Genomic DNA, 19845 nt, shown 5'->3' on the forward strand with positions numbered 1-19845 from the left:
CCCGCCCCGGCACCTCGTGAAGCGACGTAACGACGGCTCGAACGGACGGCTGGTGGTGGAGCGTTGAGTGAAGGCGCTGTGATCGATCCGAGCGCGATCCCTATCCCGGGGGTCGACCCCGACGCGGTGGAGGCCGCCGGCCAGGCCATCAAGGACGACGGCGAGGACATCGCCCAGGCGGGCCAGGACATCAAGAGCGCCTGGGGCGGCCTCGACGGCGTCTACATCGCTCCCGAAGCCGACATCCTCCTGTCCGCAGTCGACCCCGTCGCCACCGACGGCGACGACGTCGGTTCCGCCGCCGCCACCGTCGGCGACGCCCTCATCGCCTTCGCCGAAGAGGCTCGCGCCATCAAGGCCCGCCTCGTCTCCCTGAAGGCCGACGCCGAGGCGTTCAAGACCGAGATCGACGGCGACGAGGACTGGCGCGAGGACGAGGACAAGGTCGCCGAACTCGACCGGCTCAACAACGACATCTCCAAGGCCGACAACGACTACAAGGAGGCCGAGCGAACCTGCGCCAACAAGATCACGGCGTTGTTCGGCGGAACCACCTTCGTCGCCGTCGACCCTGGCGGACAGGCGCCCAGCCTCGGCGAGGGCGAGGTCCCCTACGGCTTCACCGAGGCTCCCCAGAACGTCGCCACCCCCTGGGCCACCCCCCAAGAGCACGACGCCCCCTGGTACGAGGACGTCTGGGACGGCGGCAAGGACTTCGTCGTCGGTATCGCCCAGGACGCCGCCAGCCTCGTCGGCCTCTACGGTGAGAACGGGTGGGGCGTCGGTTCTTGGAGCGAATGGGGGGACAACCTCTCCGACACCTACTCCGGGATGCTCGAAGGCTTCGGCGCCCTGGCCGGTCTCTACGGCGAGAACGGCTGGGGCGTCAGCTCCTTCGGCGAGTGGTGGGGCAACTTCTCCACCGGATGGACCGAAACCGCCCACGCCATCGTCCCCTGGCGCGAATGGGGGGACCGTCCCGGATATGTCATCACCCAGAGCGTCCTCAACATCGGCAGCATGTTCGTCGGCGTGGGTGCCGCGAAGGCCGTCATCCAGGGGGGCCGGCGCGCCGGCGACGCGGTGGACGTCGACAGCGACAGGGGTGGCGACGGAGGGAGCACCCCCGAGGTCGACTTCTCCACGGCATCGGGTGGGCGCAGTGCCGCCGAGGCACTGTCGGACCTGGGTGACGCGGCGGGGGACCTGCGGATCGACACGGGGCGACTTGGCCGGCTCGACGCCGCCCTCAACGAGGCCGAAGCCCTCAGCAACACGACCACGCCCGAGAACACCGGCGGGGATCCGCGCCCCTCCACATCCGGACCCCGTGGGGACGACTCCACCGGCTCCGGCACCGAGTCCGGCTACTCCGCCCCCGAGACGCCCGGCGACACCGCCCCGGCCGGCATCGACGTTAGTAGCAACGCCGAGGTCGAGCACTTCAGGGACCTGGCCACCACCGAACAGATCCACGAGCTCACCATCGAGCAGTTCCGCAACGACATCGAGGCCGCCGACAGGTCCGAGAACGGCATCCCGGGAGCGGTCGACAACCGGGAACCCGCCATGGCCCACGCCGAAGCGGGCAACGGCCGCATCGAGGCATCGGCGAATCAGGGGCCCGGTGGACCCGGAGGACCCGGGGGGACCGAAGGGACCGGGAGAACCGGTGGCGGGACCGGGGGCGGAGGCGGCGACACCGGCCGAAACGAGACCGGTGGTGGCACCGGCGGCACCGGCTCCGGCGGTGGGACCGGCTCTGGCTCCAGCAGCGGTGGCACCGGCTCCGGTGGCAGTGGGACCGGCGGTGGGACCGGAGGCCCTTCCGAACCTCCCTCCTCCCCTGGAGGGGGTACCCCCTCCGGTACGGGCGACACGGGCGACGAGGGGACCCGCCCCTCCAGCGAGACACCGAACGACCCGCCGTCGTCTCCCGCCCCCGGGGACACCGGCTCCGGCACGCCTCGCACCGAAGGCACGGACGGCGAGGGGACGGAACGCGAGGGAACGCCCAAGGAGGAGGAACCCGCCCTCACCCCCGGGGAACAGAAGAAGTTCAAGAAGGCCGACGAACTGGAGGCCGCGCTACGTCAGGGCGGATTGAGCGATGAGAGAATCGAGGCACTCCGCGGGGATCACCCACGCAACGGCGACGAATGGCAGAGATTGGCGACCGCCCTCGGTCAGACGTTCAACAAAAAAGTCTACGAAATGCTGCATCCGGAAGCCCTAAAGTTCGCCATGGAGGGGGCAGACTCCCCCCGAGAGGTCGCCTACAGGTACGAGTACTACAAGTCGCTTTACGACGAAAAAGCCGATGAGCTTCGCCGCGAGGAGTCGGCGGGACAGATCCATAAGGGTGAGAGCCGACAGCAAGCCGCAGCCCGGATCATCCTGGAACGCGACATCCAGAAGCAACTGGACGCGGATCACGCCGCCGTGCGCAGACTCTGGCCTACAACCACACAGATCGAACCCGGTCTCTCCGGGGATGAACTGGACCGGCAGGTCCGCGAGCATGCCGGCTCGATCAGCATGGGACACCAGACATCGGTCGCCTACCACGTACGGAAGCACTATCTGGAATTGCCGACCGCGGAGAACAGGGGCGATAAATTCGCGGACTTCCACAGCAGCGCGGAGAGGACGATCCGGGAGGGCGAACTGGTCAGCAGAAGCGTCGGCCCGGACGGAACCGAAAAGCTCATCTACCAGCGCAGCACGCTCGATGCCGACGGCAATCCATTGAAGAATGGAAAGGGTAGACCGGTAAGCCGGGTGGAGGCGATCGTCATCGCGACTCCGGAAGGTAGACTCATCATGCTAACGTACGGCGGAGCGAAGGCCGTGAAATAGAGATGACCGAATTCGAAGAACGCCGATCACACATCTCCCGAAAAATGGCGAAGGTGCTCGACTACCTGGCAGGCCCTGAGCCAGGGGACAAGGACCGTACCCCGGCCACGGGAATGGCGATGGAGGGCGCGGTGGAGATCTACCGCCTCAGCCTGGAAACACCCATCGACCCGGCGGAGATGGCCGCCTTCAAGGCCCGCTTCACCGAGCTCATGCAGACCAAGGAGAACCGCATCGGACTCGCCCTCTTCCTCTCCTCCTGCGAGCAGGAGGCCGATCGCGGCCGCCTCGACGGATACGCCGACGCCTGCTGGAGCCGATCGGTCCTCCAGATCATCAACGACGAGTTCACCCCCCTGGAACCCCTCCTCTACGAACCCGACCGGGAGGCCATCCAGGACATCGACGAAACCCTCCACGATGTCGCCGATGACGCCCCTCCCGTACGCGAACATGAGATCCCCTCCTGGATCCCCGCATCACACTGGTGGTGGCGCGCCCCCAAACAACAGGACATGAGCGAAGAAGAACGACGACAACGCCTCGAATACGACTGGTACGACTGGCACGACTGACTGGAGAACCGTGAGCGAACGACGCAGCCCCGAGGAGATCGCCGCCGAGCGGATGCTCGCCGACCCCGACGCGATCCGCCGGCGCCTAGACGCCGACATCGCGGAGGTGGCCCGCCTCGGTCAAGGGGAGGTGAGCATCGATCCCGCGGCTCCGCGCGACGTGCTGATGGCGGAGATCCGCTCCCAGGCCCGGCGCATCGGGTTCGACTCCCCCATCGCGGCGGCCACCGCCGCCATGCGTCACATCCGGGAACTCCCCGTGGCCGAACGCGGATCCGGCTCACCGATCACGCCCTACCACGAGGCGGCCCATCGCACCCTGGCCGAAGGGGAACTCGTCGCCGAGACCACCTCGCCTACCGGAGAACGGCTGCTCGTCCTCCAGCGCGTGGCGGAGGAGGCCGCCGGCGTCACCGTCACCCTGCGCGCCCGGGTACGCATCGACCCCGACCACGGAACGTGGCTCGACTCCTTCGGCTGGCCCGTCGATGCCCCGGATGTCCCGGTGTACTCCTTCACCGCCGGCCCCGCCGCCTGCCTCTCTCAGGCCCTCGCCGATCTGCGCGACGACACGGTCCCCTTCGACCGGGCCATGCTCATGGTGCTCGGCACGGCCACCGGGACCCCCGAGGCCGCCGATGAGCGGCAGCGCCGCGACCTCGCCCTCCAGTTCGCCGGCCGCCCTGACGACCTGGACGCCTACATCGCCCGGCTGCGCTCTTACGCCGACGACGCCTCCGGTGATGGGTGGTTCGGTGCCTGCCTGTACCGCTCCGCGCTGGAGACCCTGTTCGAGGGCTTCCTCGGCGGCGCCGCCTTCGCCCTGGTCGACATGTCCGTCATCGACGACATCGACGAGGACCTCCGCGAGCAGCTGCCCCTGGCCACCGGCGCCTCGCCGGCCGCCGCGCCCGTGGGCATACCCGCCCACCACTGGTGGTGGACGGCCTCGGGAGAACGCTGAGCCCCGGTCGCCTTGCGGCGCCGCCCGGCCCGGAGACGGCCCCCGTTCTCCTCCTCCGGGAGCGACATCGGCATCCGCCACGCCACATGACCTCACCGTCTCCGCCGGGAAACATCCGTGAATCCGGCGGAGACGGCGGCATTCACGGCCCTCTGCATCGGGCGTGTGCGGACCGCCGTCAACCGCGCCGGACTCACCCGCCACCTCAGCGCCTGCCGACAGGACACCGAACATGGCCGCCTCGACACGCATACTCCGACGCCCGCCGGAACCGTTGCCTCCCACAGTTCCTCGGTTCCATGGCCACGCAGGCGGAACGTGAAAGGGCCGGAGTGCCGCGCGGAACACAAACCCGGATAAGAAAAATGGGAGGCTCCGGCGACTATCCACATGACAGCAATGTCCTTTGAAGCACACGCACGGCCGAGAAATGTCCCTTCCAGGAGCCGACCCGGTCATCGGCAAGCCGTTACAAGGCCCGTCGGCAGACCACTGGAAGCCGGACACGAGAAGCGCGCCGCGAGTTTTCAGAAATTCTCAGCACCGGCCACCCGCCCTCTCGGAACATCCGGCAGCGCGCAGGAGGAAAGATGACCGAATTCGGAGAACAACGCTCACACATCTCCCGGGAAATGGAACAGGTGATCGACTACCTGGTGGACCGTAAACGAGGGGACAAGAAACGTCCCCCGGCCGCAGGAGCCGCGATGGAGGGGGCGGTAGAGCTCTACCGCCTCAGCCTGGAAACACCCATCGACCCGGCGGAGATGGCCGCCTTCAAGGCCCGCTTCAGCGAGCTCATGCAGACCGACGTCAACCGCGCCAGCCTTGTCCTCTACCTCATCGCCTGCCAACAGGAGGCCGATCGCGGCCGCCTCGACGGATACGCCGACGCCTGCTGGAGCCGATCGGTCCTCCAGATCATCAACGACGAGTTCACCCCCTGGAACCCCTCCTCTACGAACCCGACCGGGAGGCCATCCAGGACATCGACGAAACCCTCCACGATGTCGCCGATGACGCCCCTCCCGTACGCGAACATGAAATCCCCTCCTGGATCCCCGCATCACACTGGTGGTGGCGCGCCCCCGAACAACAGGACATGAGCGAAGAAGAACGACGACAACGCCTCGAATACGACTGGTACGACTGGAAATGAGAGAATCCCGGCTGACGGGCACAGCCCCGTGGAACACGCCGCCGTACGGATGACGGCTGTTCCTCACCACATCCCGTCTCCGTCCCGTACCGGTTCGCGTTCCACATCCCGGCCTCCCGCCCGCCGCCCGGCCCGTTCTCGTCGCTCGTCGAGGAGAAGTGGTCCGGTGCCCACAGCCGCCCGCGCGTCCGGAAAGGGCGTGAGGAGGCGGAGCGGTCCACGCGGAACGGGAGTGGCGGCGAACCCATCTCATCGGTGAGAGGCCTCCGGGCTCAGGGCCTCTCCTCCGGGGAAGCCGGTGAAGCTTCTCAACGGAACCACCGACCGCCTTCCCCGCCTTCTCGTGAAAGTTCCGGCACACCGGCTCGGCAACGGGGCTCCCGGCCCGCTCGAACGGATCGCCCTCAGGCCTGCTCCACCCCCTCCCCCGGTGGCGTGACCCCCACCGCCCCTCTCCCGGCCCGCCCTCCCTCTCCTCCGCCCCGGCGCCCCCTCACCGGAACCGGACCGCCCTCGGGCACGTCGTGTTCCTCCGGGTGCGCGAGAATTCAGTGGGATCACCTGGAGGCCCGCTTCGCCCCCTGAGCGCGGTCCGCGCGTCTCCACCGTCCGCGTACGAGGTCCCACGCGGCCCCGTTTCGAGAGGAGTGCTGGTGACGACCCGCACGGTGCACCGGCCGGCCCGGACCGTCCATCCGCTGCCACCGGAGGACCCCCACGAGGTCGAGGCCCCGCCGACCCTCCCCGAGGGGAACCCTCAAGGCAACCAGTTGCTGTCCCTGCTGCCGATGATCGGCATGGTGTTGTCGCTGACCGTCATGATGGTCATGCGCAATCCCGCGTTCATGGTGCTCGGAGCGGTGGTGCTCGTGGTCGCCCTGCTCGGCGGCGCCGTGATGCTGCTGTCACGGCGCGGGCAGGCGGCCCGGCAACGCCGCACCCAACGGGAGCTGTACCTGGAATACCTGGAAGGGCTGCGGGAGGAGCTGGGCGAACGAGAGCGCGCGGCCCGTGCGCGTGCCCGGTTGCTGGATCCACCGCCCGAAGCGTTGTACGACATCGTCCGCGACCCCGCCCGGCTGTGGGAGCGTCGCCGGCGGGACCGGGACTTCCTGCGTGTGCGGATCGGTACGGGGCTGGTGCCGGGCCGTCCGTTGCGCCTGGCCGAACGCGGTTCGGCGCTGACCCCCACCGATCCGTTCATGCTGTCGGAGGCGCGGGCCGCGATCCGCAGGTTCGAGGCGGTGCCGGAGATGCCCCTGACGCTCCCGTTGGACATGGTCGGCGACGTGAGCGTGGTCGGCGGACGGGAGGACGTGCTGCGGTTGGTCCGCGTGCTGCTGGCCCAGCTGGGCTCCTTCCACGCGCCCGAGGACGTGGCGCTGGCGGTGATGCATCCCGAGGGCCGTTCCGCCGACTGGGCGTGGGCGAAGTGGCTACCGCAGGTCCTGGACCGGCAGCGCCGCGAGGCGGGCGTCAACGCGCGGCTGATCGCCTCGAGTCCCGCGGGGTTGGGGGCGCTGCTCGCCGACGAGCTGCGGTCGCGCACCGACTTCGCGGCGGAGGTACGTCGCGGGGTGGGGCGGCGCGAGGCCTACCGGATGATGAGCCGCCTGGTGGTGGTGCACGACACCCACGGGGAGGACGCGGTCGAGCTGGTGCGCCCGGACGAGGCCGTGGGACCGGCCGATCTGGGGGTGACGGTCCTGCATCTGGTGGCCGACCGGATCCAGGAGCCGGGGGAGGTGTCACTGCGGCTGACGGTCACCGGAGACCAGGTGGTCGTCGAGGACCTGCGCGGTGAGGAGGCCCGCGTGTGGGAGGGCACCGTGGACGACGTGCCCGCGGCGACCCTGGAGGGACTGGCCCGGATGCTGGCGCCGCTGCGGCTCTCACGGGAGTCGGTGGAGGAGACCACGGCCGAGGGCGGCAGCACCGACTTCCCGTCCCTGATGGGCGTGTCCGATCCCGGGGCGATGGACGTGGAACGGCTGTGGGCGCCGCGAAGCGAACGTGCCTTCCTCCGGGTTCCCATCGGGGTGGACGACATGGGCCAGCCGGTCATCCTGGATCTGAAGGAGGCCGCCCAGCTCGGCATGGGCCCGCACGGTCTGTGCGTCGGGGCGACGGGGTCGGGCAAGAGCGAGATGCTGCGGACGCTGGTGATCGCGCTGGCCGCAGCCCACCCGCCCGAGCGGGTGAGCATGGTGCTGGTCGATTACAAGGGCGGCGCGACGTTCGCACCGTTCGAGACGCTGCCGCACGTGGCAGGGGTCATCACCAACCTGGAGGACGACGCCGCGCTGATCGAACGCGTCCACGCGAGCCTGTCAGGTGAGGTGCAGCGCCGTCAGCAGGTGCTGCGCGACGCGGGCAACGTCGCCAACATCGGCGACTACACCCACCTGCGGACGCGGAACCCCGGCCTGCCACCGCTGCCGCACCTGCTGGTGATCATCGACGAGTTCGGCGAGCTGCTGACCGCGCGCCCCGACTTCATCGAGCTGTTCCTGTCGATCGGGCGGATCGGCCGCAGCATCGGCGTGCACCTGCTGTTGTCCAGCCAGCGGATCGAGAGCGGAAAACTGCGCGGGCTGGAGACCTACCTGTCCTACCGGCTGGGCCTGCGCACGTTCTCCGAGGAGGAGAGCCGCACCGTGCTGGACACCCCCGACGCCTTCCACCTGCCGTCGCTGCCGGGGTTCGGCTACCTGAAGGTGGACACCACGGTCTACCAGCGCTTCAAGGCGGGTTACGTCTCAGGCCCCTATCGGGGGCCGGTGGCCGAGGAGGACGAGGAAGAGCGCGGGGGAGCGGTCACGGTGCGCCCCTACCCCGCCTACAACGTGGCGACGGCGCCGGGTCAGGGGGCCGTGGCCGCGGGGGATACGGAACTGCCGGAGCGCTCCTCCGGGCCGACGCTGCTCGACGTGATGGTGTCCCGGTTGGCGCGGCACGGCGATCCGGTCCGCGGGATCTGGCTGCCGCCGCTGCCGCCGGCGACGACGCTGGACATGGTCACCGGTCCCGTGCGGATCGACGGTGACGCGATGCGGCTGCCCGGCGACCGGGCCCCGCTGCGGGTCCCGGTGGGTCTCCTCGACGACCCCGCACGGCAGTGGCAGGGGGTGTGGGAACTCGATCTGACCGCGTCGGGCGGTCATCTGGCGATCATCGGCGGCCCGCAGACCGGCAAGACGACGCTGCTGCGCACCATGGTGTTGTCGATCGCGCTGACGCACTCGCCGAGCGAGGTGTCGGTCTACGCGCTGGACCTGGTCGGTGGTGGTCTCCAGGCGCTGTCCGACCTGCCGCATGTCGGTGGGGTCGCCACGCGGACCGACCCGGAGCGGGTGCGCCGCACGGTCGAGGAGCTGCGGGACATGCTGGAACAACGCCAGGAGGTGTTCCGCGAACGCGGTGTCGACTCGATCCGGCAGTTGCGGCGGATGCACGCGCGTGGCGAGGTTCCGGAGCTGGAGTCGGCCGACGTGGTGCTGTGTGTCGACGGGTTCGGCGCGATCCGCAGCGACTTCGAGGAGATCGACGACATGGTCTCCGAGCTGCTGCAACGCGGCGGAGGATATGGCATCCACGTGGTGGCGGCGATGTTGCGCTGGAACGACGTGCGCATGGCCGCGCAGTCCAACTTCGGGCAGAAGGTGGAACTGCGGCTCAACGACCCCACGGACTCGTCGGTGGACCGCAAGCTCGCCGAGACGATCGGCGCCGACGTTCCCGGCCGGGCTCTCACCGACCGGAAGCTGTTCGGGCAGGTGGCGCTGCCCCGCGTCGACGCGCTGGCCGACGCCGCGGACCTGGGCGAGGTGGTCGAGAAGACCTCCCGGGCCGTCGCCTCGGCGTGGCGCGGCCCCACGGCCAGGCCGGTCCGGGTGCTGCCCCACCGCCTGCCCGCCGCCGCGCTACCGGATCCCGGGCAGGAGGAGCTGCGGGTGCCGATCGGCGTGGACGAGCGCGCGCTCGAGCCGGTCCTGCTGGACCTGTTCGGGCGTGATCAGAACCTGCTGGTCCTGGGGGACGGGGAGTGCGGCAAGACGAACCTGCTCCGTCTCGTCGCCGAAGGGCTGATCGCCCGCTACACCCCCGAGGAGGTGGTGTTCGCGGTGATGGACCCGAGGCGGACGCTGCGCGGCGTCATCCCCGAGCCCTACCTGGGCGGGTACGCGAGCAACGCGCGGGTGTGCGCGGGCCTGGCGGGGGGTGTCGCCAAGGAACTGGAGGGGCGTATGCCCGACGACACCGACCCCGACAGGTCGGCCGGGGATCCGCCGAAGCCCCGCGTCGTCGTGCTGGTGGACGACTACGACGTGCTGACCACCGCGGGGCAGAAACCGCTGTCCCCGTTCGTGCCGTTCGTGTCCAACGGGCGCGACATCGGGCTGCACTTCGTCGTGACCCGGCGTGTCGCCGGAGCCGGACGCGGGATGTACGACCCGCTGGTCCAGGCGATGCGGGAGATCGGCACCAGCGCGCTGATCATGTCCGGTGATCGCGGTGAGGGCCAGCTTCTACCACGGGTGTACGCGGGCCCACAGCCTCCGGGCCGTGGCCGCTGGATCCGATGGGGGGAGGCCGGCCGTCTGATCCAGACCGGGCTGCTGGACGTGGAGGAGGAGAGATGACCTACGACGTGGTGGCACTGGTCGGCCGGGCTCCGGGAATACGGGAGCTGACGGGGGCGATGGTGCGGGCCGGACGCCGGCTGCGGGTGGACGACGGGGGTGGTGGCAGCGTCATCCGGCTGTGCGACGACCGTGGCCGCACGGTGCTGGGCATCGAGGCGGCACAGCGGGTGGAGGTGCGTGACGAGGTGGAGCGGTTGCTCGGTGCGGAGACCGCGGCGCGGATGCCCGAGCCCTGTTGGTGGGTGGAGGCGCGAGCGGCCGGTTCGGGCGAGGAGGCCGTCGCGGTGGCGCATCGCTTCGCCGACGCGCTGGTCGGGGAACTCGGTGGGATCGTGTGGTCGTCGCGGCCCGCACTGCGTCGGCCCGCGGGCTGGTCCGGGAGGTCGGTGTGAAGCGCCATCCTGCGGTGGACGTCGACACCGGACGGACGGTGGTGGTCGTACAGGACCGGCCGGTGGTCCCGTTGTCGTCGTGGCTGGCCGACGCGCTGGCCGCGTGCGGACGTAACGGGCGCCGGCTCCAGGTGCTCTCCCCGTCGGGTTCACGGATCACCCTGCCGTTGCGCACCGTGCTGGACGAGGCGAAGGCCCGGTGGGTCGTCGAGGGAGACGATGGGGGCCACCATGACGGCGTCTCCGGGGTGCCCCTGGTGTGGGAGGAACGGGACGGATTCGTTCCCCTGGCGGGTACGACCGGTCCCTCTCCCGAGTTCTCGCGTCCGGCGGCCGTGGAGACGGACGAAGGAGGCCAGTTGCTGGTCGACTTACGGCTGCTGCATCCGGCACGGGAGGGGCTGGTGCTGGGCGATGCGGTCGAGGCGCTGGCCCTGGGCCTGACCGGTGCCCGCCCAGTGGGGTGGGGGACGAGCGAACCCGCCCTGTCCCCCTGGGACCGGTCCGCGCTGACCGCGCTGTGCCGGCGCCGCGCGCCGAAACCGACCTGGGTGGTGTTCACCGGTCCGCTAGGTGGGGAGCGGCGGTTCGTCGGGACGCAACGGGTGTCGCGGGTCACGTCGGGGGTGAAGGAGACGATCACGTTCGCGGTCGGTCACGCTCCCGGGGAGATGCCCCCGTTGGAGCGGGTGGCGCGGCTCGTCAGGGACATGGCCGACCGGGGCGTGCTGCTCAGCCTGGTGGTCAAGCGGGCTCGCGGGCGGGCGGACCTGACCTGGGAACCACGGTGGATGGGGCTTCCCGTGCCGGTCGGGATGGCGATCGGCGCGGCGGGGGTGCGCGAGGCCGGGCTCGACCGGGTGCTGGCCGCGCCGGTCCGGGGCCGGGTCATGGGCCCCTCCCGTTCCCCTTCGGTCTGGTTCCCCCTGGGGAACGGAGACGATTCCGGCGCCTGGACAGAGTTCGAGGCGTTGATGCGGCACCTGCGTCCGGAGGGTGCGGCGGCGGTCTGACCGCCGCCGTTCCGGCCGGGACCGTATCGTCGCGGGGGTCGCCTCGCGGTTTCGGAATCGACGGGGAACACCCCATCGTCGTCACGGATTGCAATCGAGCTCACACTATCGGTAATGTTCTGTCTCGACGGGAACGCCACCACCCAACACGGTGGATCCCCGTCTGTTGAGCGACGAGGGGGCCCTCAGCACAGCGCGGTGCGTTTGAGGGGGAGCCGCGCGGCGGACGACGGGGCCCCGCTCCTCCCAGAGTGGCGCGGTCTCGGGGTACGGGGGGACTCCGGGGCCGCGTCACTCATCTTGTCGTCCGCCCCTTCTCGGCCGTCGGGGCCGACCGTCCGTCCGGTGTCCCGTCCCGCCCGCCCGACGGCGGAGCCGCGCGACCAGATGCCCTACTTCGTGTGCGGCGCGCCGGAATCGGTCCAGGTCACGGCCCGCGTGCGCTCCCCCGTGGTTTCCTCTTCAACCATGACACGGACGGGTTACGGTGCCGCCATGAGCGATCACGAGGAGAACGCGCAGGCGGGTGAGCTGCTGGACGAACGCGCCAGGAGCCGGCCGGGCGACCGGCGTCCCGCCCTCCGGACGTGCGCTTGGTGCGGCAAGGAGCTGTCCCCCTCACGCGCGGGCCAGCAGCGCTTCTGCGGCGAGGTCTGCCTCAGGCGCGATCACGAACGGCGGTTGGTGGTGGAGCAGCGTCGGGAACGCGGCGGCCCCGAGCGGGGCGAACGCGAGATCGTCACCGAGATCATCACCGAGACCCGCACCCGCATCATCCAGGTCCCCCCGTCGCCGCCTCCGGCCCCTCCCCCGCCCCGGATCGTCGAGGTGCCGGTCATGGCCACCCCCACGCGCGCCGAGGAGATCACCGACTTCATCGAGGCCGCAGCGGAGAGCGTGCGCAACGGCACGATCCGTCCCGGTGACCATCGTCGGATCCTCACCTCGATCACCCGCCTGCTGGCCGCCCTGGAGGACGCCCATCCGGGGGGCCGTGACGCGCTGTGGGGACGGCGTTGACCCTCCCAGGTCCCACCGTCCTCTCGGGTTCACGGGGTCAAAACGCCCGCCAGCGCACCGTCGGATCCTCGTCGCGCAGGGAGCGGACCCTACGGCGGAACTCGGCCAGTGCCCGCGGGTTCCCGGGGACGTGCTGGGCGACCCAGGCGGCGCTGGCCGTCTCCCGGGCGCCGCGCAGCGCCGCACCCCCCTCCCATTCCATGACGTCCCAGCCGTAGGTCCGGGTGAAGTCCGCGTACTCCCTCCCGGGCAGGCCGTAGCGGTCGCGCGACAGCGCCATCACCACCAGGTCGTGTTCGCGCAGGTCGGTGGAGAAGGTCTCCAGGTCGACCAGGATCGGTCCGGCGGGACCGACGTGCACGTTACGGGGGAGCGCGTCGCCGTGGATGGGGCCTGGGGCGAGGCGCGGGGTGAGGGCGGCGGTCAGGGCGGCGAACCTGGACCGGCGCCGCAGCAGGAAGTCGGCGTCGGCGGGGTCGATGTGCCCCTCGGCCGCGCGCAGCCAGCGTTCGACGCCGGCAAGCAGGTCGCGTGGCGGAAGCCCGAAGGGGGGCTCGGGAAGGGCGTGGACCCTGCGCAGCAGGAGGGCGAGGTCGGTGGCGCCGGCCGGGCGCACCGGAGCGGGCAGCCGCTCCCAGAAGGTGACCGGATGGCCGGACACGTCCAGTGCTTCGGGGGCGTCGGCCGCGGTGCGCACGGCGGGGACCCCCTGTCCGGCCAGCCAGTGGGCGACCGCGATCTCGCGCCGGGCGCGGTCCAGCAGGGACGGGTCACGGCCGATCCGCACCACGACGGGGGCCCGGTCCAACGCGAACACCGCGTTCTCACCGAAGGCGAGTTCTGTGGCCCCCGCGGGGCTGATCCCGGTCCGCGCGCACGCCTCGTGGAGGACCTGGAGCACCCGTTCCCGGCCGAATCCCTGCGCGGTCATCGTTCTCTCCCTCTCTGGGTCGACCCCCAGCACGCTATCGCTGGATTCGGGGCCCGAGGTGGTGCGGGCGGCCGTTCGGGCGCGGGACCGGGCCGTCCGGTCCGGGTGGGTCCCACCGGGGTTCCGCAAAGGACAAAACACACAAAGAAGTAGTTCCGGATTTGTGTCGTTGTCGATTCGCCCCTCCCGCCCAGTCCGAAACCGGTAGGGTTCGACCGTCGACTTCTCCCCCTTTTCGAACACCGCGAAAGAGGCGTGTCTGTGGCCGAGACGGTTCGCCTGGTCTGTCCGTCGGGACGCAAGCATGCCGAGCTGTGGGGCGGCGCCGCCGTCGTCCTGCTCGGGATCGCCGTCATCGTGTTCGGCGGCTCCCACTGGGCGGGCATCGTGCTCGGCGTCCTCCTGCTGGCCGCGGGTGCCGTGTCGGCCTGGCACGGTTCCCGGCTGCGGGTGCCGGTGCTCGAAGTCGACGCCGAGGAGTTCCGCTACACGCGGGGCCGCTACATCGTGCGGCTCCCCTTCGACGAGATCGGCTCCTACCAGCTGCTCCCCGGACGCACCCGGTCGCTGGGGCTGTACGACGTCACCGGCCGCCCCCAGGTGTTCCCGTCCGTCGAGGGACGCCGGACGACCCGTCCCTACCTGCCCCTCACCGGCCTGACCTCGCCCGCCCGGGTCGAGGCGTTCATGCGCGCTGCGGGCATCCCGACCCGCGACCGCTCGCTGACCAGCGGAGACGGCGACAACGCCTGAACACGCCGCCGGCGGGCCCTCCCCGTGGAAGGGCCCGCCGGCGCGGTTCGTTCAGACCGGTCAGAACTCCAGTCCCTCGGCGTCCTCACCCAGGACCTCGGGCAGGAAGTCGGGGTTGTCGGCGAGCCAGGCGCGGGCCCCCGCCTCCTCGTCCCCCTTGTGGTCCTCCAGCACCACCTGCTCCAGGTCGGCCAGCTGCTCGTCGCTGAGCGTGAAGTTCTGCAGCCAGCCGTTGAGCTCGGGGAAGTCCTCGGCGAAGCCGGAGCGGCCGACCATGTGGATCTCCTCGCGTTCGCCCATGGCGCCCGCGGGGTCCTCCAGGTCCTTCAGGTCGTACTTGGCGTAGGCGATGTGGGGCCGCCACAGCGTCACGACGATCGGCCGTTCCTCCTGGATCGCGGCGTCGAGCTCGGCCAGCATCGCCGAGGTGGACGACTCGACGAGGTTGTACTCCTCGTCCAGGCCGTACTCGGGCATCGCGCTCTCCTTGGTGGTGCGCACCAGGCCGGAGCCCGATTCGATGCCGATGATCTCGCCGCCGAACTCGTCGGCGCGGCCCTTGAGGTCCTCGATGGAGTCGACGTCCTCGACGTAGGAGGGGACGGTCAGCTTGAGGCTGGCGTTGTCGTACCAGACGCCCAGGTCCTCCATGTCATCGCCGTACTGCTCCCAGTAGTCGGCGTGCGTGGTGGGCAGCCAGGTGTCGAGGTACAGGTCGATGTCGCCCTGCGCGACCCCCTGGTAGACGGGAGCGACGTCGACGCTTTGGACCTCGACCTCGTAGCCCTTCTCCTCCAGGATCACCTTCCACAGGTTGGTGACCGCGATGTCCTCCTCCCACGGGATGAGGCCGATGCTGATCTGCTTCGCGGTGTCGCCGCCCTCGTCCTGGGGGCCGGTGGCGACGCCTTCGCCGGAGCCGCAGGCGCCGGCCAGGAGCACCAGGGAGGCCGCCGCCGCGCCGATCCCGAGACTCCGGCCGCCGCGCGAGGTGGTACGCATCTGGATTCCCTTCTGCTGTTGTGCGGGGATGGATGGGGGTCAGCGGGATGCGCGCTGGGCGCGGGCCGCCGGGGAGAAGCGGGTGACCGCGCCGGTCAGGCGATCCAGGAAGATCGCGAGGACCACGACGGCGATGCCGCCCTCGAACCCGAGAGCCACGTCGCTGCGCGCGATACCGCTGTAGACGTCGTTGCCGAGACCGCCCGCGCCGACCATGCCGGCGATGACGACCATCGACAGGCTGAGCATGATGACCTGGTTGACGCCGGCCATGATCGTGGCCAGGGCCAGCGGGAGCTGGACACGGCGCAGGATCTGGAGCGGGGGCGCGCCGAACGCCTCACCCGCCTCGACGAGTTCCCGATCGACCTGGCGGATGCCAAGCTCGGTCAGGCGCACGCCCGGCGGCATCGCGAAGATGACCGTGGCGATCACGCCGGGGACCTGTCCGATGCTGAAGAACGAGATCGCCGGAATCAGGTAGACGAACGCCGGCAGCGTCTGCATGAAGTCGAGGATCGGCTTGATGAGACGGCTGACCCTGTCGTTGTAGGCGGCCAGGACGCCGATCGGGACGGAGATGGCGACGGCCACGGCGGTCGCCACCAGGATCAGCGCGAGGCTGCTCATCGCCGCCTCCCACTTGTCCATGCTCACGATGAGCAGGAAACCGAGGAAGGCGAACAGCGCCAGCCGCCACCCCGAGACCACCTGGGCCAGCGCCACGAACAGCAGCAGCACCAGCAGGTCCAGCGGGACGCCGACGATGTGGTGGAGGACGAACAGCGCCACCGTCGCCACGGCCGCCCCCACGGCGAGCAGCCACTGCCGGCGGTCGCGGGTCGCGGTGAGGCTCACCACGACCAACGCGGCGAGCAGGAGCAGCGCGAGGACCAACGGCGGGTGCACGTAGGACGCGCCGAACAGGTTCATCGCCCACAGGAACAACGGCGCCGGCAGCGACCCGATGACCAGCGCGACCCCTCCGGCGAGGGCCTCCACCAGGGAGAGCACCGCCCAGGCGGCGAGCGCGGCCAGGGTCGGGATCGCGCCGCCCCGGATGTTCCCCCGGCGGGCGAGCAGGCCCGCGGCGACGACCAGCGCGGCGATCAGGGTGAGCTGCGCCGCGGTCGGGACGGTGAGCAGGGCCGCCAGCCAGTCGACGCAGGCGCCGATGACCGCGCCGATCACGTCGAACAGCGGGCCGAGGTTGTCGCGCAGCCAGTCGATGGCCGAGTCGAACCAGGGGCCGACCGGGACACGCGGGACCTCGATGGTCAGAGGTGTCGAGGACACGTTCACCTCGCCTCACCCCCATCGACGGCGACGCCGGCGGCCACCGCGGTGGCGGTGTCCTTCTCCCCGGCGTCGTGGCCGGGCGGGGCGAGCGCGGCGAGGAGGGTGTCCCGCGCGACCGCGCCGAGCAGCCGGTCGGAACCGTCGACGACGGCGATCGGGTGGGGGGTGCCGGCGGCGCGGTGGAACAGGTCGGCGACCGCGGTGGCGGGGCCGACACGGTGGACGCCGGTGTCCAAGACCGAACCCAGCCCTTCCGCGTCGTCCGCCCGGTCCAGGGCGTCGGCGTTCACCACGCCGAGCAGGCGCCGCTGCGGGTCGAGGACGAAGGCGCGGTCGGTCCCGGCCTCGCGCATGGCGCGCAGGGCCTCCCGTGGGTCCTGGCCGGAGTCGACGGCCGTCGGCGGCGCCATGACGGAGCCGGCGGTGAGCACGCGGGTGCGGTCGACGTCCTCCACGAAACGGGCCACGTAGTCGCTGTTCGGGCTGTCCAGGATCTCCTGGGCCGTGCCGATCTGGGCCACCCGGCCGTCGCGCAGCACGCAGATGCGGTCGCCCAGGCGCATCGCCTCGTTGAGGTCGTGGGTGATGAAGATGATGGTCTTCCCCAGCGACGCCTGGAGTTCCAGCAGCTGGGTCTGCATGTCGCGGCGGATGAGCGGGTCCAGCGCGCTGAACGCCTCGTCCATGAGGATGATGTCGGTGTCGGCGGCGAGGGCCCGGGCCAGGCCGACCCGCTGCTGCATGCCGCCGGAGAGCTGGGTGGGAAGCCGCTCCTCCCATCCGGCGAGGCCGACGAGTTCCAGGGATTCGCGGGCCTTGCGCACACGCTCCTCGCGCGCGATCCCTCGGACCTCCAGGCCGTAGGCGGCGTTGTCGAGGACCGTGCGGTGCGGGAAGAGCGCGAAGTGCTGGAAGACCATGCTGATCTTCTCGCTGCGCACCCGCCGCAGTTCGGCCGCCGAGAGTCGGGTGATGTCGGTGCCGGCGACCTCGACGGTGCCGGAGGTCGGTTCGAGCAGGCCGTTGAGCATCCGGATCAGCGTGGACTTGCCGGAGCCGGACAGGCCCATCACGACGAAGATCTCGCCGGGGCTGACCTCGAAGGAGACGTCGATGACGGCCGCTGTGACGTTCAGGTCGGCGATCTCGTCACGGTGCCGACCGTCGGCGAGGAGCTCGACCGCCCGGTCCGCGCGTCTGCCGAACACCTTGTAGAGCTTTTCTGCGCGTACTGCTGGCACGGTCCCCTCTCTGGTCTTCCGGTCGCCGGGTGCGGCGGTCCCGGCAGCCCGGACCACGCGGGTCCGTATTCGCGCGGGACGTCCGCGCGCGGGCCGGGGAACGCGCCCCGCATACTCAGGGCGTGACGACGGCGTCGGCCGCCTCACTGCTTCACGCCCGTTTTGAGTAGGTAGGTCACGTTACAGACGGCGACCTGGGGATTCCCTGAGGGGGATCACGACGAAATAACACGTTTAAAGCGCGAAAAAATGGAATGCGGACCTGTCCAGGTGACCTCGCCGGCCACGCGGCAAGGGATTGTGATATGGGTCACTGCCTTCTAGAGAGTGACCTTCGTCACTGGATTCGGCGAAGGTCCAGCTCTCCGCGGACACGCACCGATGGGGCTCGCTTCCATAGAGTGAACGAGGATGATAGGACCCCGAACGGGTTCCCGGACGCCTCCGGCCGCGTTCGCATAAAGTCGATAACGTGACGCAGTCCCGGATACGCGCCATCCTGACCGTTGTGGCCCTCACCGCCGTGATGTGGGTCCTGGAGATCATCGACCTCCTGACGAACAACGCGCTGGACGCCTACGGCATCCAGCCCCGCGTGATCGACGGCCTCGGCCACGTCCTCACCGCGCCGTTCCTGCACTTCGGATTCGACCACCTGATCGCCAACACCGTGCCGTTGCTGGTGCTCGGCTCCCTCACCGCCTTCAGCGGCCTGGGACGCTTCGCCGCGACCTCGGTGATCGTCATCCTCGTCAGCGGGGTCGGCGTGTGGCTGACCTCCACGCCCGGCAGTCTCACGCTCGGAGCCAGCGGGCTGATCTTCGGCTACTTCGGCTTCCTCGTACTGCGCGGCATCATCGAACGCAAGACGATCGACATCGTCATCATGATCTGTGTCGTCATCTTCTACGGGACGATGATCTTCGGCGTGCTGCCCACCCAGACCGGGGTCTCCTGGCAGGCCCACCTGTTCGGCTTCCTCGGCGGACTGCTCGCGGCCTACGTGCTGCCCAGGCGCGAACGTCCACAGCGGCTCACCCCCGGATACGGCCCCCAGGGGTATGGCCCCGCGGGCTACCCGAGGTACTGATCCGGCCCGGCCGGGTCAGACCTGGGCGCGCGTGAAGTTGAGGTGCGAGCGCGACGGCGTGGGGCCGCGCTGGTTCTGGTAGCGCGAGCCGTACTGGGCCGAACCGTAGGGGTGTTCGGCCGGCGAGGTCAGCCGGAACATGCACAGCTGGCCGATCTTCATGCCCGGGTAGAGCTTGATGGGCAGCGTCGCCACGTTGGACAGCTCCAGCGTCACGTGGCCCGAGAAGCCCGGGTCGATGAAACCGGCGGTGGAGTGGGTGAGCAGGCCGAGACGGCCCAGGGAGCTCTTGCCCTCCAGCCGGCTGGCGATGTCGTCGGGGAGGGTGACGACCTCGTAGGTGGAGGCGAGCACGAACTCGCCCGGGTGCAGGATGAAGGGCTCCTCCCCCTCGGGTTCGACGAGGCGGGTGAGGTCCGGCTGCTCCACCGACGGGTCGATGTGCGGGTACTTGTGGTTCTCGAACACGCGGAAGTAGCGGTCGAGGCGGACGTCGATGCTCGACGGCTGGATGAGCTTCGGGTCGTAGGGGTCGATCCTGACCCGCCCGGACTCGATTTCAGACCTGATGTCACGATCGGAGAGCAGCACGCTCCAGAACTTACCTGCTCACACCCACCGACCCGGATACCCGTGGAAAACCTCGATTTCCGGCTGCGCCAACGGTTCGGGTACGATAACCTCGTTGCGAACCGGGAGACCGGTCCACATCGCGGGTGTAGTTCAATGGTAGAACTTCAGCTTCCCAAGCTGACAGCGCGGGTTCGATTCCCGTCACCCGCTCCACGCAGCCGAAGGCCAGGTAGATCGGTGGAAACCGAACACCTGGCCTGACGCGTTTCCAAGGGTCTGTAGGGGGCGCGTGCCCGATCGCCGCGCACCGCCACCTCATCTCCCGGCC

15 protein-coding genes and 1 tRNA gene are annotated in these 19845 nt (G+C 70.1%); 11 read left to right on the forward strand and 5 right to left on the reverse strand.

The genetic code is table 11. The annotated features are described in order from the left end of the window. Positions 1-78: 78 nt before the first annotated feature. From B5D66_RS12025 to B5D66_RS12060, 8 genes are all read left to right on the forward strand, one after another. On the forward strand, positions 79-2859 hold the full coding sequence (locus B5D66_RS12025) for a hypothetical protein (RefSeq protein ID WP_078761794.1): 2781 nt from the start codon (positions 79-81) through the stop codon (positions 2857-2859). Between the two features lie 2 nt (positions 2860-2861). Then, positions 2862-3434, forward strand: a complete 573-nt coding sequence (locus B5D66_RS12030; RefSeq protein WP_144390094.1) for a hypothetical protein — start codon at positions 2862-2864, stop codon at positions 3432-3434. A 10-nt stretch (positions 3435-3444) separates the two neighbouring features. After that, complete coding sequence (locus B5D66_RS12035) at positions 3445-4398, forward strand: hypothetical protein (protein WP_078761796.1); 954 nt, start codon at positions 3445-3447, stop codon at positions 4396-4398. Positions 4399-4988: 590 nt separating this feature from the next. Beyond that, positions 4989-5504, forward strand: coding sequence for a hypothetical protein (locus B5D66_RS25060; RefSeq protein WP_144390095.1), 516 nt, complete (start codon positions 4989-4991; stop codon positions 5502-5504). 706 nt (positions 5505-6210) lie between these two features. Further along, positions 6211-10200, forward strand: a complete 3990-nt coding sequence (gene eccCa / locus B5D66_RS12045; RefSeq protein WP_078761798.1) for a type VII secretion protein EccCa — start codon at positions 6211-6213, stop codon at positions 10198-10200. After that, a complete protein-coding gene (locus B5D66_RS12050; protein ID WP_078761799.1) occupies positions 10197-10595 on the forward strand; it encodes a hypothetical protein in 399 nt (132 codons plus the stop codon). Before eccCa ends, B5D66_RS12050 begins: the two co-directional genes overlap by 4 nt. Next, the gene (locus tag B5D66_RS12055) at positions 10592-11608 is read left to right on the forward strand and encodes a DUF6177 family protein (protein WP_144390096.1); all 1017 of its coding nucleotides are present in this window, start codon (positions 10592-10594) and stop codon (positions 11606-11608) included. The genes B5D66_RS12050 and B5D66_RS12055 overlap by 4 nt, the downstream gene beginning before the upstream one ends. Positions 11609-12103: 495 nt before the next feature. Continuing rightward, positions 12104-12628 (forward strand): hypothetical protein, encoded by a 525-nt coding sequence (locus tag B5D66_RS12060; RefSeq protein WP_144390097.1) that lies wholly within the window; start codon positions 12104-12106, stop codon positions 12626-12628. A 37-nt stretch (positions 12629-12665) separates the two neighbouring features. Here the strand turns inward: B5D66_RS12060 and B5D66_RS12065 are convergent, their stop codons facing one another. After that, positions 12666-13559 (reverse strand): aminoglycoside phosphotransferase family protein, encoded by an 894-nt coding sequence (locus B5D66_RS12065; protein ID WP_078761801.1) that lies wholly within the window; start codon positions 13557-13559, stop codon positions 12666-12668. Between the two features lie 261 nt (positions 13560-13820). Between B5D66_RS12065 and B5D66_RS12070 the strand changes: the two genes are divergently transcribed. Then, positions 13821-14312: a hypothetical protein gene (locus tag B5D66_RS12070; RefSeq protein ID WP_078761802.1), complete on the forward strand. Its 492-nt coding sequence runs from the start codon at positions 13821-13823 to the stop codon at positions 14310-14312. Between the two features lie 60 nt (positions 14313-14372). On the opposite strand, the gene B5D66_RS12075 is transcribed toward B5D66_RS12070, so the two are convergent. Genes B5D66_RS12075 through B5D66_RS12085 form a run of 3 tightly spaced genes read right to left on the reverse strand, consistent with a single transcriptional unit; the run spans position 14373 to position 17854 of the window. Continuing rightward, a complete protein-coding gene (locus tag B5D66_RS12075) occupies positions 14373-15314 on the reverse strand; it encodes a glycine betaine ABC transporter substrate-binding protein (RefSeq protein WP_078761803.1) in 942 nt (313 codons plus the stop codon). Positions 15315-15353: 39 nt separating this feature from the next. Then, a complete protein-coding gene (locus B5D66_RS12080; RefSeq protein WP_078762056.1) occupies positions 15354-16610 on the reverse strand; it encodes an ABC transporter permease in 1257 nt (418 codons plus the stop codon). Positions 16611-16612: 2 nt separating this feature from the next. Beyond that, entirely contained in the window at positions 16613-17854 is a 1242-nt protein-coding gene (locus B5D66_RS12085) for a quaternary amine ABC transporter ATP-binding protein (protein ID WP_235000952.1), read from the reverse strand. Between the two features lie 472 nt (positions 17855-18326). Here B5D66_RS12085 and B5D66_RS12090 point away from each other — a divergent pair, with 472 nt between their 5' ends. After that, complete coding sequence (locus tag B5D66_RS12090) at positions 18327-18944, forward strand: rhomboid family intramembrane serine protease (protein WP_078761805.1); 618 nt, start codon at positions 18327-18329, stop codon at positions 18942-18944. 15 nt (positions 18945-18959) lie between these two features. On the opposite strand, the gene dcd is transcribed toward B5D66_RS12090, so the two are convergent. Next, complete coding sequence (gene dcd / locus B5D66_RS12095) at positions 18960-19535, reverse strand: dCTP deaminase (protein WP_078761806.1); 576 nt, start codon at positions 19533-19535, stop codon at positions 18960-18962. Between the two features lie 121 nt (positions 19536-19656). Here dcd and B5D66_RS12100 point away from each other — a divergent pair. Beyond that, positions 19657-19730: transfer RNA gene (locus B5D66_RS12100), tRNA-Gly, on the forward strand. Positions 19731-19845 lie beyond the last annotated feature (115 nt).

The organism is Marinactinospora thermotolerans DSM 45154 (genome assembly GCF_900167435.1).
GTDB lineage: Bacteria > Actinomycetota > Actinomycetes > Streptosporangiales > Streptosporangiaceae > Marinactinospora > Marinactinospora thermotolerans.

What these genes read in the sequence shown, in the direction of transcription:
- B5D66_RS12050 (WP_078761799.1), top strand. Translation starts at nt 10,197, where the DNA reads ATGACCTACGACGTGGTGGCACTGGTCGGCCGGGCTCCGGGAATACGG.
- B5D66_RS12065 (WP_078761801.1), bottom strand. Translation starts at nt 13,559, where the DNA reads ATGACCGCGCAGGGATTCGGCCGGGAACGGGTGCTCCAGGTCCTCCAC.
- B5D66_RS12075 (WP_078761803.1), bottom strand. Translation starts at nt 15,314, where the DNA reads ATGCGTACCACCTCGCGCGGCGGCCGGAGTCTCGGGATCGGCGCGGCG.
- B5D66_RS12060 (WP_144390097.1), top strand. Translation starts at nt 12,104, where the DNA reads ATGAGCGATCACGAGGAGAACGCGCAGGCGGGTGAGCTGCTGGACGAA.
- B5D66_RS12030 (WP_144390094.1), top strand. Translation starts at nt 2,862, where the DNA reads ATGACCGAATTCGAAGAACGCCGATCACACATCTCCCGAAAAATGGCG.
- B5D66_RS25060 (WP_144390095.1), top strand. Translation starts at nt 4,989, where the DNA reads ATGACCGAATTCGGAGAACAACGCTCACACATCTCCCGGGAAATGGAA.